The organism is Actinomadura sp. RB99 (assembly GCF_014706005.1).
Classification (GTDB): Bacteria; Actinomycetota; Actinomycetes; order Streptosporangiales; family Streptosporangiaceae; genus Spirillospora.
This window is the reverse complement of sequence record NZ_JABMCA010000007.1, coordinates 114,908-127,242: the sequence shown is the minus strand read 5'-3', so window position 1 is coordinate 127,242 and position 12,335 is coordinate 114,908. Positions and strand designations below refer to the sequence as shown.

Sequence of the window (12,335 nt, the reverse complement as noted above, 5' to 3'; positions counted from 1 at the left end):
GGGGGCCGCCCCGGAAGGCGCCGTCCCGGCGGCGGCGCGTGCCGGTGAGGGCACGCGGGCGCCGCGACAAGTTCGGCTACAGGGAGTGGAAGATGGACAGCGGAATGGTCCCCGCACGCGCCGGCCTGTCACCGGCGCACGGCATCGCAGCCGATCTGGACGGCTTCCTCGGCGATCCCATGGACGACGAGGCCGGCCCGTTCTCCTACAAGGCGATCGTCGAGGCCGAGGAGCGCGACGAGCTGCCCCCCGGCGCGGTGGACGCCGTCCGGGCCTGGGGGTTCCCCAAGTACCTGGTGCCGTCCGGGCTGGGCGGGCGCCTGACGACGCTGGAGGAGCTGTTCTTCGTCACCCGAGGCATCTCGCGGCGCAGCGTCACGGTCGCGGTGATGTACGGGTCGGGCCTGCTGGCGGTGAACCCGGTATGGCTGTGGGGCGACGACCGGCAGCGCAGGACGGTCGCGGACGGCGTCCTCAACGGCGACCTCGCGTGCTTCGGGGTGTCGGAGGCCGACCACGGCAGCGACGTGATGGCGAGCGAGTCCGAGGCGGTGAGCAAGGGCGACGAGCTGGTGCTGACCGGGACGAAGTGGCCGGTCGGCAACGCGACGCGCGGGCGGTTCGTCACGACGTACGCCAGGACCGGCCCGCGCGACTTCTCGCTGCTGCTGGTCGACAAGACGGCCCTGGAGCCGGAGAGCTGGTCGACGCTGCCGCCCGTCCGGACGGTCGGGCTGCGCGGCCACGACCTCAGCGGCGTCGTGTTCGACGGGGCGCGCCTGCCCGCGGACTGCGTGATCGGGCGGCGCGGGGCCGGGCTCGTCCAGACCCTGAAGACGCTGCAGATCACCCGGACGGCGATCGCGGCGCTGTCGGTCGGGACGATGGACGCGGTGGTGCGGATCGCGATGGAGTACGCGCACCAGCGCACCCTCTACGGCGCGGACATCTACCAGATCCCGGTGATCCGCGACCATCTGCTGAAGGCGCACCTGGACCTGCTGATCGCCGAGTGCGTCGCGATACCGGTGGCGCGCGCGCTGACGGTCGCGCCGGGCCGGCTGAGCCTGTGGTCGTCGATCGTGAAGTACTTCGTCCCGGTGCAGGGGGACGAGGTCGTCGCGAGCATGGGAACGGTCCTGGCGGCGCGCGGCTACCTGCGCGAGGGCGTCGCGCACGGGGTGTTCCAGAAGCTGCAGCGCGACCACGCGATCGCGAGCATCTTCGAGGGCACCACGCACGTCAACCTCGCGAACGTCGCGGCCCAGCTGCCGTTCCTCTGCCGGCCGCCGGACGAGACGGGCGGCGAGGACGAGCTGCTCGCGGAGCTGTTCTCCTGGACCCGGACGCCGCCGACCTGGCAGCCGGACGGACGCCGCCTCCAGCTCACCAACGAGGGCCGCGACGAGGTCGGGCAGCGGTTCGAGCAGATCTCCGAGGAGCTGCTCGCGGCGGCGAACGCGCACGCCGCGCCGGGCGTCGCCGCCGAGCTGAAGGACCTGGTGTCGAGCATCGGCGCGCTCCGCGCGAACGTCGACGAGGGCATCCGGGAGAGCGAGGGCGACACCTCGTCGGTGGCGGCGCTGATGCGCGCGCGCCGGTACTGCGAGCTGCACGCGATGGTGTCGTGCATGCTCACGTGGCTGCACAACCACCGCGAGTTCGGCGGCGCGTTCGCGGGCGGGCAGTGGCTCGTCCTGTGCCTCCAGCGGCTGCTGCAGCGCACCTACCCGGACACCGTCCTGTCGGAGGAGTTCCTGCCGACGCTGGAGGACGCGATGTTCCGTTCCTCCGGCGAGGGCCGCTGGTTCACGCTGACGACGCTGGCCGAGGACGTGTGACGGCGCCATGAGCATGGGCAAGCACATCGATTTCGTGTCGGCCGTCCGGGAGACCGTGCGGACGCACGGGGACGCGCGGGGCTTCACCTTCGTCAAGGAGGAGCCGGGCCCCGGCCGCGCCTACCGCGAGGACGTGCTCGGCCTCGCCGAGCTGGACCGGCGGGCCAGGGCGCTGGCCCGCCGGCTGGAGGAGCGCGGCCTGCGGGACCGGGCCGTCCTGCTGCTGTATCCGGAGGGCCTGGAGTTCATGGCGGCGTTCGTCGGCTGCCTGTACGCGCGGGTCGTGGCCGTCCCGGCGCCGCTTCCGGTGCTGGACGCGGGGCGCTTCGACCGCACCCGCCGGATCATCGCCGACGCCGACATCACCTGGATCCTCACCGACAGCGCCCATCTCGCGGGGCTGGAGGGATGGCTGAAGGAGGCGGGGCTCGCCGGGAAGGTGCAGTGCCTCGACACCGAGGCCGCCGGCGGGGAGGACCTGCTCGCGGACGCGTGGACGATGCCGGAGTTCGGCCCGGACACGCTCGCCTTCCTGCAGTACACGTCCGGTTCGACGAGCGAGCCGAAGGGCGTGATGGTCACCCACCGGAACCTGCTGTACAACGCCGAGGAGATCAGGCGGCGCATCCAGGGGACGCCGGAGTCGATCGGCGTCGGCTGGGTGCCGCACTTCCACGACATGGGGCTCGTCGGCCAGTTCCTGGAGCCGCTGTACCTCGGCATGCGGTACGTGCTGACGTCGCCGATCACCTTCATCAAACGGCCCGCGCTGTGGCTGGAGCTCGTCACCCGGCACCGCGCGACGATCATCGTCGCGCCGAACTTCGGGTACGAGCTGACGCTGCGCCGCGTCACCGACCGGCAGCTGGAGGCGCTGGACCTGTCGTCGCTGCAGACGGTGAAGAACGGCGCCGAGCCCGTCCGCGCGGCGACGCTGGAGCGGTGGTGCGAGCGGTTCGCGCCCGCCGGGTTCGAGCCGCGGATGTGGATGCCGTGCTACGGCATGGCGGAGGCGACGCTGCTCATCAGCGCCGCGCCGTGGGGCACGGGCCCGGTGATCCGCGACTTCGACGCCGCCGCCCTGTCCCGCGGCCGGGCTGTGCCGACGGAGGAGTCCGAGGAGCGCGAGGGGCCGGGCGGGGACGCGGCGGACGCGGGCGGGGACGCGGCGGACGGGGTGGACGGAACGGTGCGGCGGCTGGTGAGCAGCGGCCGCCCGGTCACCCTGGACGTCCGCATCGTCGACCCCGACAGCCTGGAGCCGCTGCCGGACGGCCGGGCGGGGGAGATCTGGGTGCGCGGCGGCAGCGTCGCCGCGGGCTACTGGCGCAGCCCGGTCGCGACGCGCGTGACGTTCCAGGCGCGCACCGCGGACGGCGACGGCCCGTTCCTGCGCACCGGCGACCTCGGGTTCGTGGACGGCGGCGAGGTGTTCGTCACCGGCCGCCGCAAGGACCTGATCATCGTCAACGGCCGCAACATCCACGCCCACGACATCGAGGAGACCGCGCAGGCGGCCCATCCCGCGGCGCTGATCGGCGCCGCGTTCGTGCTCGACGGCGTGACGACCGAGGACGGCAGGGAGCAGGTCGTGCTCGTCCAGGAGATCAGCACGCGGGCCGCCGCGGGGACGACGCCGGACGAGCTCGCGGGGCTCATCAAGGCCGCCGTGGCGCGCGCGCACGAGCTGCCCGCGCTCAGCGTGGTGCTGACCGGGCGCGGCTCGGTGCGCCGCACGACGAGCGGGAAGCTGCGGCGCGGCCCGACCCGCCAGGCGCTGCTGGACGGCGAGATCGGGGCGCTCGGGGCGGACCTCGAACCGGGCGTCGCGAAATTCGTCCATACTCGACCTAGTCAAAAGCATGACTAATCATGTCGTTGTCTGATAACGTCGGGCATCACCCTGAGTCAAGCAGGGAGAGAAGTCCGATGGCCTTGCGTCACGCGGTCCTGGCGGCGTTGCTCGACGGCGAGTACAGCGGCTACCAGCTGGCCAAGATCTTTGATTTGTCGGTCTCCAACTTCTGGCACGCCGTTCCGCAGCAGCTCTACTCCGAGCTGTCGAGGTTGGAGACCGAAGGACTGATCAGCGGACGGCAGGTCATCCAGCACGACCGACCCAACAAGCGCGTCTACACCGTCACCCGGGCCGGCGTGGACGAGCTGGAGCGCTTCGCCAGCACGCCCGCGAAACCCGGGACCATCCGCGAGAACATCCTCGTCATGGTGCAGGCCGTCGACCACATCTCCGCGGACGCGGTGATCGCGCAGCTCGAGGAGCGCGCCCGCATGTCCGCCGCGAAGGTCGAGCTGTTCGAGCGCATGCTCGTACGCCTGCGCGGTGACCTGGACGAGCACACGTTCCTGCGCAGCGCCACGCCGATCGGCCCGTACCTGACGTGCCTGCGGGGCCGCCGGTTCGAGCAGGAGCACCACGAGTGGTTCACCAGCACCGCCCGGCTGCTGCGCGCCAGGGCGGGCGCCCACGCCGAAGGGGGCGAGGCGCCATGACCGGCGCCGGCCGCACGGCCGCAGGCCGCACGGCTCCGGCCCCTTCGCACACCGTGCCTCCGTACGCCCCCGTCCCGGCGCCGCCGGGCGGGCGGCGCGGGACGCCCCACCGGGCGCCCCGGACGGCGGCACGGGCATTCACCCCCAGCGACCTCCCCGGCCGGGAGTCAAGGCCGGGCCGGGACGGGCCGCCACGCCTTAGTCAAGGAGGCGTTCCACATGTCGGGCGAACACCGCACCATCGAGTTGCCTAGCACCCTGGCCACCCCCCACCACTCCGTCCCCGCACACCCGCACGGGCTCACCGCGATGGACGGGCCGGACCCCGTCCTGCTCGGCGAGCTGACCCTGCCCGCCGAGCGCGCGTCGGTCCCGCGGGCCCGCGCCTTCGGCCGCGCCGTCCTCGGCTCCGCCGGGGCCGCGCACGTCGGCGACGACGCGGAGGTCCTGATCTCCGAACTGGTCACGGGGGCCGTCCGGCACGCCGCCGGCACCGGCTCGCTGCTGTGCCTGCGGCTGCTGCGGGACGGGTCCCGGCTGCGGATCGAGGTCCACGACCGCGGCGCCGCGCTGCCGCACTCCAGGCCCGTCGACCTCATGGAGGAGACCGGCCGCGGCTGGTTCCTCGTCGCCGCGCTCGCCTACCGGCACGGCACCGACCTCACCGCCTCCGGCAAGACGGTCTGGTGCGAGCTGGACGGCTGGCCGCTCGACGAGCGGCACGCGCGCTGACCCGGGCACCGTCCCGGCCCGAGCACCCGCGCGGGCCCGGGCGCGGTGCACCGTTCGCGGCGCCGCGCCGCCCCTTCCCGCCGGTCACCTGAACGGCGGGACCCACGCGCGCGCGCCGACGGACGCCCATACCGGCGGCGATGGGGATTGCCATGTCCGTGGAGTACTACCGGGCGGATGGGATACGCGCCACGGCGGACGAGGCGCAGCGGCTGCTGCTGGACGCGCGGTCGAGGCTGCTCGCCCAGGACGTCATCCGCGTCGGCGGAGTCGTGGTGGTCGTCTCCACCTGGTTCACCGTGATCGACCTCGGGTTCGCGGCGAACGGGAGACCCCTGCTCTGGCAGACGATCGTGTCCGACCTGTCGATGCACGCCGACGTCGGCCGCTACAGCACGCGGGAGAAGGCGGCGCGCGGCCACGCCGAGGCGGTCGAGATGATCACCGGCCGGCTGCGCGGCCTGGTCGCCCGCGCCGCACTGGACGAGGCGCGCCCGTGAGCGCCCCGTCCCGCCCCCGGCGAGGCGCGGCCCCCGGAGCCCGCCCGCCCCGACCCGAGTTCGACGAACCCTGCACCGGGCCGACAGCCGGCCCGACCCCGACGAGTGGGTGATCGGATTGGACACCGAAGGCCGGCCGACGGCCCCGAACGCGGCCCCGGCCCGGGAGGATCCCGGCGACGGCGACTTCGCCGCGGAGAGCACGCGACGCACGAGACGCACCGGCGAGGAGAGCGCCCGGTCCCGGAAACGGCGGCCGATCCGCATGCGCATCACCGCGCTGCTCCTCGTCCCCCTGGTCTCCCTGATAGCCCTGTGGGCGTTCGCCGCGAACATCACGCTGGGCGACGCGTTCGACAAGTACGACTTCTCCACCACCTACGAGAAGATCGGACTGCCCGGCATCACGCTCGTGAGCCAGCTCCAAGCGGAACGTTCCCTGAGCGTCGCGGCGCTGGTCACGCAGCAGCCCCAGTACAAGCAGAAGCTCGCGCAGCAGCGGGCCCGGGTCGACGGCCTGGAGGCCGCCTTCAAGAGGTCGGCGCTGTCCAAGGACGCGCAGGACGCCGCGAAGCCCGAGACCAAGCAGCGGCTCACCGTCGCCGTCCGGGACCTGGCGAAGCTGCCGCAGCTGCGCGCCAGGGTCGACGCCGGGCGCTTCGAGACGCTCGACCTCATCAACTCCTACAGCACCGTCCTCGACGACCTCGTCTCGGTGTTCAACGGCTTCGTCGCCGTCGACGACGTCAACATCCTCACCCAGGGCCGCGCGCTGATCAGCCTCGGCAACGCCCGCGCCTCCATGCTGAAGGAGGACTCGCTGGTCATCTCCGCGATGGCGCGCGGGGGCCGCTTCACCCCTGCCGAGCACATCGCGTTCGTCCAGTTCGCGGCGCAGGGCCGGCAGGCGTTCGAGGCCGGGCTCGCCGACCTCAACGCCACCATCCGGGCGCCGCTGCAGCAGCTCGCCCAGTCCGCCGGTTTCCAGCGGTACCGCGCGGCCGAGTCGGCGATCGTCAACGCCCGCGGCGACCGGCTGCCCGCCGAGGCGGGCGACTGGACGGCCACCACGCAGCTGCTCGGGCAGGCGTGGGACCAGCGGGTCACCCAGGCGAGCCTCGCGCTGGACGACATGGCCAAGCCGATCGGCAACCGGATCATCATGCGGCTGGTCATCGCGGGCGGGTTCGGGCTGCTCGCCGTGATCGCGTCGATCGTGCTGTCGCTGCTGGCCGCGCGCAGCCTCTCCCGCGAGCTGCGCGGGCTGCAGCGCGCCGCCCTCGACCTCGCCTCGAACCGGCTGCCCCGGGTGGTGGCGCGGCTGCGCCGCGGCGAGGAGGTGGACGTGGAGGCGGAGGCGCCGCCCCTGGTCATCGGCAAGAGCCGGGAGGTGTCCCGGGTCGGGGACGCGTTCACCCGCGTCCAGCACACCGCGATCGAGACCGCCGTCCGCGAGTCCTACCTGCGGCAGGGCATCAGCCGGGTGTTCCTGAACGTGGCGTGGCGCAGCCAGTCGCTGCTGCACCGCCAGCTGCGGATGCTGGACGAGATGGAGCGCGGCGCGTCCGACCCGAAGGCGCTGGAGGACCTGTTCCGCCTCGACCACCTCACCACCCGCATGCGCCGGCACGCCGAGGGCCTGGTCATCCTGTCCGGGACGGCGCCGGGCCGCGGTTGGAGCCGGCCCGTGCACGTCGAGGACGTGCTGCGGTCGGCGATCTCGGAGGTCGAGGACTACACCCGGGTCGAGGTCGTGGTGGTGTCCGGGCGGGCCGCGGTGATCGGCGAGGCCGTCGCCGACATCGTGCACCTGCTCGCCGAGCTGATCGAGAACGCCACGGTGTTCTCGCCGTCGCCGACCGAGGTGCTCGTGCGCGGCGAGATGGGCGCCAACGGGTTCGCGGTCGACGTCATCGACCGCGGCATCGGCCTCGACCAGTCCGAGCTCGACGCGCTGAACCTGCGGCTGTCGCAGCCGCCGGAGTTCGACCTCGCCGTCACCGACCGGCTCGGGCTGTTCGTCGTCGGGCGGCTCGCCCACCGGCACGGCATCAGGGTCGCCCTGCAGCCGTCGCTGTACGGCGGCGTCAGCGCCGTGGTGCTGATCCCGCGCCGGCTCATCGTGGAGGCCGAAGGGCCGGACGACGAGGACGACGCGCCGATCGCGCACCAGGCGGCCGCCCCGGCGGCTCCGGCGCCCCAACCTGCGAACGGCGCGGCGAACGGCGCGGCGAACGGCTCGCTGCGCGCCTGGCCTTCGGGCGTGGCCGGGTCGGCGCCGTCGAACGGGACCGCGATGCTGAACGCGCCGACCCCGTTCGACGTCGAGGCGCCGGCGGTGGTGGACTTCCCGGAACCGGACGGCACCATGCCGTCCCCGGACGCGACCCAGCCGTCCCCGCACGCGACCCAGCCGTTCCACGAGGCGTGGCGGCTGGAGACGCCGCACCTGGACGCGGGTCCCGCCGAGACGCGGGCGTTCGAGACGCCCGCCTCGTTCGGCGAGGTGCGGGCGGGCGGCGGGCGCGCGCCGCTGCCGCGGCGGGTCCGCGGCGGCAACCTGGCGCCGCAGCTGCGGGACGACCCGCGGGCGACGCCGCGCACGGCACCGGCCCACCCCGACGACGCGCTCGTCGCGTGGGAGGAGCGGTCGGCGGAGGCGTCCCGCGACCTGTTCGCCGCACTGCAGGCGGGCTGGCTGCGGGGACGTGACGAGGACGAGGCACCGGACGGCAGGGAGCGGGCATGAGCGGGCAGGGAACGACCAACGAGCTGAACTGGCTGCTCGACGACCTCGTCGACCGGGTCCCTCAGATCCGCAAGGTCGTCGTGCTGTCGCGGGACGGCCTCGTGATGGGCATGTCGCGGGGCGTCGGGCGGGAGGACTCCGAGTACCTCGCGGCGCTCGCCGCCGGGTTCCACAGCCTGGCCATCGGCGCCCGCCCGCAGCTGGACTCCGGCGAGGTCCGGCAGACGATGATCGAGATGGAGCGCGGCCTGTTCTTCGTCGTCCCGGCCGGCGCCAACAGCTGCCTGGCACTGCTCAGCGAGGTCGGCGCGAACGCCGGCCTGGTCGCCTACGAGATGACGATGCTGGTCAAACGGGTCGGCAAGCAGCTGTCGACCGGCCTGAGACATCCGGGCCCGGGGCCCGGATCCGGGTGAGCCGCCATGACCCCCAGCGCACCCGGCGCGCCCCGGGGACCCGCCGGTCCCGGTGCTCCCGGGACCGGCGGACCCCCGGGTCCCGGCGGGCCCGGTGCTCCCGGCGGTCCGGGCGCCCCCGGCCGTCCGCACGTGTCCGGCGGCCCGCACGTGTCCGGCGGTCCCGGCGTGTCCGGTACGCCGGGCCTGTCCGGTGTTCCGGGCGCCTCCGGCGGGCCCCCGCCCGGCCCCGGCGACCCCGGTGGTTTCGGCGACCCCGCCGGATACGGGGACCCCGCCGGATACGGCGAGCCGGGCGGTCCCGGCGAGCCCGGCGGCAGCGGCGGTCCGTTCGCTCCGGCGCGGGAGCGGTGGATCGACGCGGCCGCCGGGCCGATCGTCCGCCCCTACGCGGTGACCCGCGGCCGGACCCGGCCGCGCGGCGAGCCGCTCGACATCGTGGCGATCCTCGTCGCGACCGGCCGGGCGCCCGCCGAGCCCGGCCGCCTCTCGCGGCACCAGCGCCGGCTGCTCGCGCTGTGCCGCCGCCCGCACGCCCTGGCCGACCTGGCCTCCGACCTGGACCTGCCGTTCGGCGTGATCCGGGTGCTGGCCGGCGACCTGGTCGACTCCGGCCTGGTGAGCGTCCAGCGCTGGGCCCCCGCCACCCCGTCCGTCCAGCCGCACAACGACCCGAACCTGCTCAGGAGGGTGCTCGATGAACTCCGCGCGCTCTGATCCCCCGCCCGACCACCTCCCGCCCGGCGAGCACGACGAGCGGCTCGACGGGCCGCGGGTCGCGCTGAAGATCCTGGTCGCCGGCGGGTTCGGGGTCGGCAAGACGACCCTGGTCGGCGCGGTCAGCGAGATCCGGCCGCTGCGCACCGAGGAGGCGCTCACCGACCTCGGCGCCGCCGTGGACGACCTGGACGGCGTCGCCGCCAAGACGACCACGACCGTGGCGATGGACTTCGGCCGCATCACGCTGCGCGACGGCGTCGCGATCTACCTGTTCGGCACGCCCGGGCAGGAGCGGTTCTGGTTCATGTGGAACGAGCTGTCGCGCGGCGCGCTCGGCGCGGTCGTGCTGGCCGACACGCGGCGGCTGATGGCGAGCTTCGCGTCCATCGACTACTTCGAGCAGAAGGGCACGCCGTTCGTGGTGGCGGTCAACTGCTTCGACGACGCCGACCGCTACGAGCCGCCGGAGATCCGCACGGCGCTGGACATCGACCCGCACGTGCCCGTGCTGCTGTGCGACGCGCGGCGGAACGGGTCGGCGAAGGAGGTGCTGGTCGCGCTGGTGGAGCACGCGCTGCGGATCGCGGGCGCGGCGGCCTCCCGGCCCCCGTCCGAGCCGGGGCCCCGGCCCTGGCCCGCCCCCGCCCGCGCGGAGGGCTAGCCCATCGGGAGGCGGCGGATCCGCTCCCGGCGCCGGAAGGGGCCGGGCGGGTCCGCCGCCGCGGTCAGGCGGATTCGCCGTCGGACGCGGGCAATGGCGATCCCATCACGATCTCGTCCACGGCGACGTCGTGCCCATCCGCGCAGCGGACCTGGGCGGTCACGGCCTCGCCGCAGCCGGCGTGCCGGAGCGCGACCTGCCGCCCCTCCTCGCCGGGCAGGTACGTCTCGCCCCACTCCATGAGGCTGACCAGCGTCGGCGCGAGGTCCAGCCCCATCTTGGTCAGGTGGTACTCGTAGCGCGTGCGCTGCCCGGGCTCCTGGTAGGGCTCGCGGACGAGCAGCCCCGCCTTCACCAGGTGGCGGAGGCGGGCGGTGACGGCGGACTCGGTCATCTCGAGGTTCTTCACGAAGTCGCCGAACCGGTTCGTCCCGAAGTACGCCTCGCTGAGCACCAGCACCGCCGACGGCGGGCCGAGCGCGGCGAGCGTCCGCGCGACCGGGCAGTTCTGCATCGACCAGGTGTCGCGGTCGGCGAAATGCCCCTCAAGTGCGATCGTCACGGCAACCACTATAAACCTGCTGACTTCGCTTGACCAAAGTCAGGTGGCCGGGTTAGCGTCCCTGACTATGGTGAAACAAAGTCAGGTGCGCCCGGGGACGTCGCTCGCGGTGCTGTCCGTCGCCTCCTTCATGGCGGGCCTCGACCTGTTCATCGTCAACGTCGCGTTCGACGACATCGGCCGCGACTTCGCCGGGACGTCCCTGGCCGACCTGTCCTGGGTGCTCAACGGCTACGCGATCGTGTTCGCGGCGCTGCTCGTCCCGCTCGGCCGGCTCGCCGACCGCTACGGCCGCAAGGCCGGCCTCGTCCTCGGCCTCACCGTCTTCACCCTCGCCTCCCAGGCCTGCGCCCTCGCGCCGTCGCTGTGGTGGCTCGTCGCGTTCCGCGTCGTCCAGGCCGCGGGCGCCGCCGCGCTCATCCCCACCAGCCTCGGCCTGCTGCTGTCGGTGTTCCCGCCCGGACGCCGCGCCGGCGCCGTCCGCATCTGGTCGTCGGCGTCCGCGCTCGCCGCCGCCGCCGGGCCCGCCGTCGGCGGGGTCCTGGTCGACTCGTCCTGGCGCTGGGTGTTCGAGGTGAACGTGCCGATCGGGCTCCTCGCGACCGCCCTGGCACTGCGGTTCGTGCCCGACAGCCGCGACGGCGCCTCGGCCCGCGTCCCCGACCTTCCCGGTGCCGCCGTGCTGACCGGCGCGATCGCGCTGCTCGCGCTCGGCCTGGTGAAGATCAACGACTGGCCGGGGCAGCGCACCGCGATCGTGGTGGGCACCTCGGTGATCGCCCTCGCCTTCTTCTGGGGACGCTCCCGGCGGCACCCGGCGCCCGTGATCGAGCCCGCGCTGCTGTCCGTCCGCACCTTCGCCTGGTCGAACGCCGCGGTCCTGCTCTTCACCGTCGCGTTCGCCGCCGAACTGCTGCTCGGCGTCCTCTGGATGCAGCAGGTGTGGCACTACTCGCCGGTCCGCACCGGCCTCGGCGTCGCGCCCGGACCGCTGATGGTCCCGGTCATGGCGCTGATCGCCGGGAAGATGGCCGCGCGGCGCGTCCCCGTCGGCCTGATCACCGCCGTCGGCTGCATGCTCTGCGCGTTCGGCGTCGTCATGGTGGCGGCCTCGCTCGACGCCACGCCCGCCTACGCCTCCGAGATGCTGCCGGGCTGGCTCGTCGGCGGCGTCGGCGTCGGCCTCGCGCTCCCCACCATCCTGTCCGCCGCCGCCGCGGACCTGCCCGACCACCGGTTCGCGACGGGAAGCGCCGTCGTCAACATGAGCCGGCAGATCGGCAGCGTCCTCGGCGTCAGCCTCGCCGTCGCCGTCCTCGGCTCTCCCCACGGCTACGTGGACGCTCACCGCGCCTACGTGCACGCCTGGCTGATGGTGGGCGCGTTCATGGTCGTCGCCGCGGCCGCGGCCCTCGGCATGACCCCGCGCCGCCACCGGCCCGTCACCCCCGTCCCCGAAACCGAGAAGGAAGTGGTCGCCGGCACTTAACCCCCTGCTTGACACAGAACGCGGGCGCGGACGGAACCTTGACCCGGACCAATGACGGCCCGGTCCGCCCACCGCCCCACCACATGATGGGCATCCCGATCCGGACGGGATGCCCGTCGTGCTTTCCCCGCGTGTGTGCGCGTGTGCGCGTGTG

The 12,335-nt window shown here is 73.9% G+C and carries 11 protein-coding genes; 10 read left to right on the top strand and 1 reads right to left on the bottom strand.

Translation table 11 applies throughout. From position 1 onward, the window contains the following. Positions 1–92: 92 nt before the first annotated feature. From amrb99_RS09225 to amrb99_RS09185, 9 genes are all read left to right on the top strand, one after another. Complete coding sequence (locus amrb99_RS09225) at positions 93–1,841, top strand: acyl-CoA dehydrogenase (RefSeq protein WP_190854702.1); 1,749 nt, start codon at positions 93–95, stop codon at positions 1,839–1,841. A 7-nt stretch (positions 1,842–1,848) separates the two neighbouring features. Continuing rightward, entirely contained in the window at positions 1,849–3,711 is a 1,863-nt protein-coding gene (locus amrb99_RS09220) for a fatty acyl-AMP ligase (protein WP_190854699.1), read from the top strand. Positions 3,712–3,770: 59 nt separating this feature from the next. Then, on the top strand, positions 3,771–4,352 hold the full coding sequence (locus tag amrb99_RS09215) for a PadR family transcriptional regulator (RefSeq protein WP_190854696.1): 582 nt from the start codon (positions 3,771–3,773) through the stop codon (positions 4,350–4,352). A 219-nt stretch (positions 4,353–4,571) separates the two neighbouring features. Further along, positions 4,572–5,084, top strand: a complete 513-nt coding sequence (locus amrb99_RS09210) for an ATP-binding protein (RefSeq protein ID WP_190854693.1) — start codon at positions 4,572–4,574, stop codon at positions 5,082–5,084. Positions 5,085–5,236: 152 nt separating this feature from the next. Then, entirely contained in the window at positions 5,237–5,584 is a 348-nt protein-coding gene (locus amrb99_RS09205; protein ID WP_190854691.1) for a hypothetical protein, read from the top strand. A gap of 118 nt (positions 5,585–5,702) precedes the next feature. Beyond that, complete coding sequence (locus tag amrb99_RS09200) at positions 5,703–8,333, top strand: nitrate- and nitrite sensing domain-containing protein (protein ID WP_190854689.1); 2,631 nt, start codon at positions 5,703–5,705, stop codon at positions 8,331–8,333. Then, positions 8,330–8,749, top strand: coding sequence for a roadblock/LC7 domain-containing protein (locus amrb99_RS09195; RefSeq protein ID WP_190854686.1), 420 nt, complete (start codon positions 8,330–8,332; stop codon positions 8,747–8,749). Before amrb99_RS09200 ends, amrb99_RS09195 begins: the two co-directional genes overlap by 4 nt. Before the next feature lie 168 nt (positions 8,750–8,917). Further along, complete coding sequence (locus amrb99_RS09190; RefSeq protein ID WP_347256609.1) at positions 8,918–9,466, top strand: DUF742 domain-containing protein; 549 nt, start codon at positions 8,918–8,920, stop codon at positions 9,464–9,466. Next, positions 9,447–10,130: an ATP/GTP-binding protein gene (locus tag amrb99_RS09185; protein ID WP_190854681.1), complete on the top strand. Its 684-nt coding sequence runs from the start codon at positions 9,447–9,449 to the stop codon at positions 10,128–10,130. The genes amrb99_RS09190 and amrb99_RS09185 overlap by 20 nt, the downstream gene beginning before the upstream one ends. A 64-nt stretch (positions 10,131–10,194) precedes the next feature. Here the strand turns inward: amrb99_RS09185 and amrb99_RS09180 are convergent, their stop codons facing one another. Then, positions 10,195–10,692, bottom strand: coding sequence for a helix-turn-helix domain-containing protein (locus tag amrb99_RS09180; RefSeq protein WP_194736675.1), 498 nt, complete (start codon positions 10,690–10,692; stop codon positions 10,195–10,197). Between the two features lie 67 nt (positions 10,693–10,759). Between amrb99_RS09180 and amrb99_RS09175 the strand changes: the two genes are divergently transcribed. Continuing rightward, the gene (locus amrb99_RS09175) at positions 10,760–12,181 is read left to right on the top strand and encodes an MFS transporter (RefSeq protein ID WP_190854675.1); all 1,422 of its coding nucleotides are present in this window, start codon (positions 10,760–10,762) and stop codon (positions 12,179–12,181) included. The last annotated feature ends 154 nt before the right edge of the window (positions 12,182–12,335 follow it).

Excerpts from the sequence above, each read along its gene's own strand:
- amrb99_RS09225 (WP_190854702.1), top strand. The coding sequence starts at position 93 with ATGGACAGCGGAATGGTCCCCGCACGCGCCGGCCTGTCACCGGCGCAC.
- amrb99_RS09220 (WP_190854699.1), top strand. The coding sequence starts at position 1,849 with ATGAGCATGGGCAAGCACATCGATTTCGTGTCGGCCGTCCGGGAGACC.
- amrb99_RS09215 (WP_190854696.1), top strand. The coding sequence starts at position 3,771 with ATGGCCTTGCGTCACGCGGTCCTGGCGGCGTTGCTCGACGGCGAGTAC.
- amrb99_RS09210 (WP_190854693.1), top strand. The coding sequence starts at position 4,572 with ATGTCGGGCGAACACCGCACCATCGAGTTGCCTAGCACCCTGGCCACC.
- amrb99_RS09205 (WP_190854691.1), top strand. The coding sequence starts at position 5,237 with ATGTCCGTGGAGTACTACCGGGCGGATGGGATACGCGCCACGGCGGAC.
- amrb99_RS09195 (WP_190854686.1), top strand. The coding sequence starts at position 8,330 with ATGAGCGGGCAGGGAACGACCAACGAGCTGAACTGGCTGCTCGACGAC.
- amrb99_RS09185 (WP_190854681.1), top strand. The coding sequence starts at position 9,447 with ATGAACTCCGCGCGCTCTGATCCCCCGCCCGACCACCTCCCGCCCGGC.
- amrb99_RS09175 (WP_190854675.1), top strand. The coding sequence starts at position 10,760 with ATGGTGAAACAAAGTCAGGTGCGCCCGGGGACGTCGCTCGCGGTGCTG.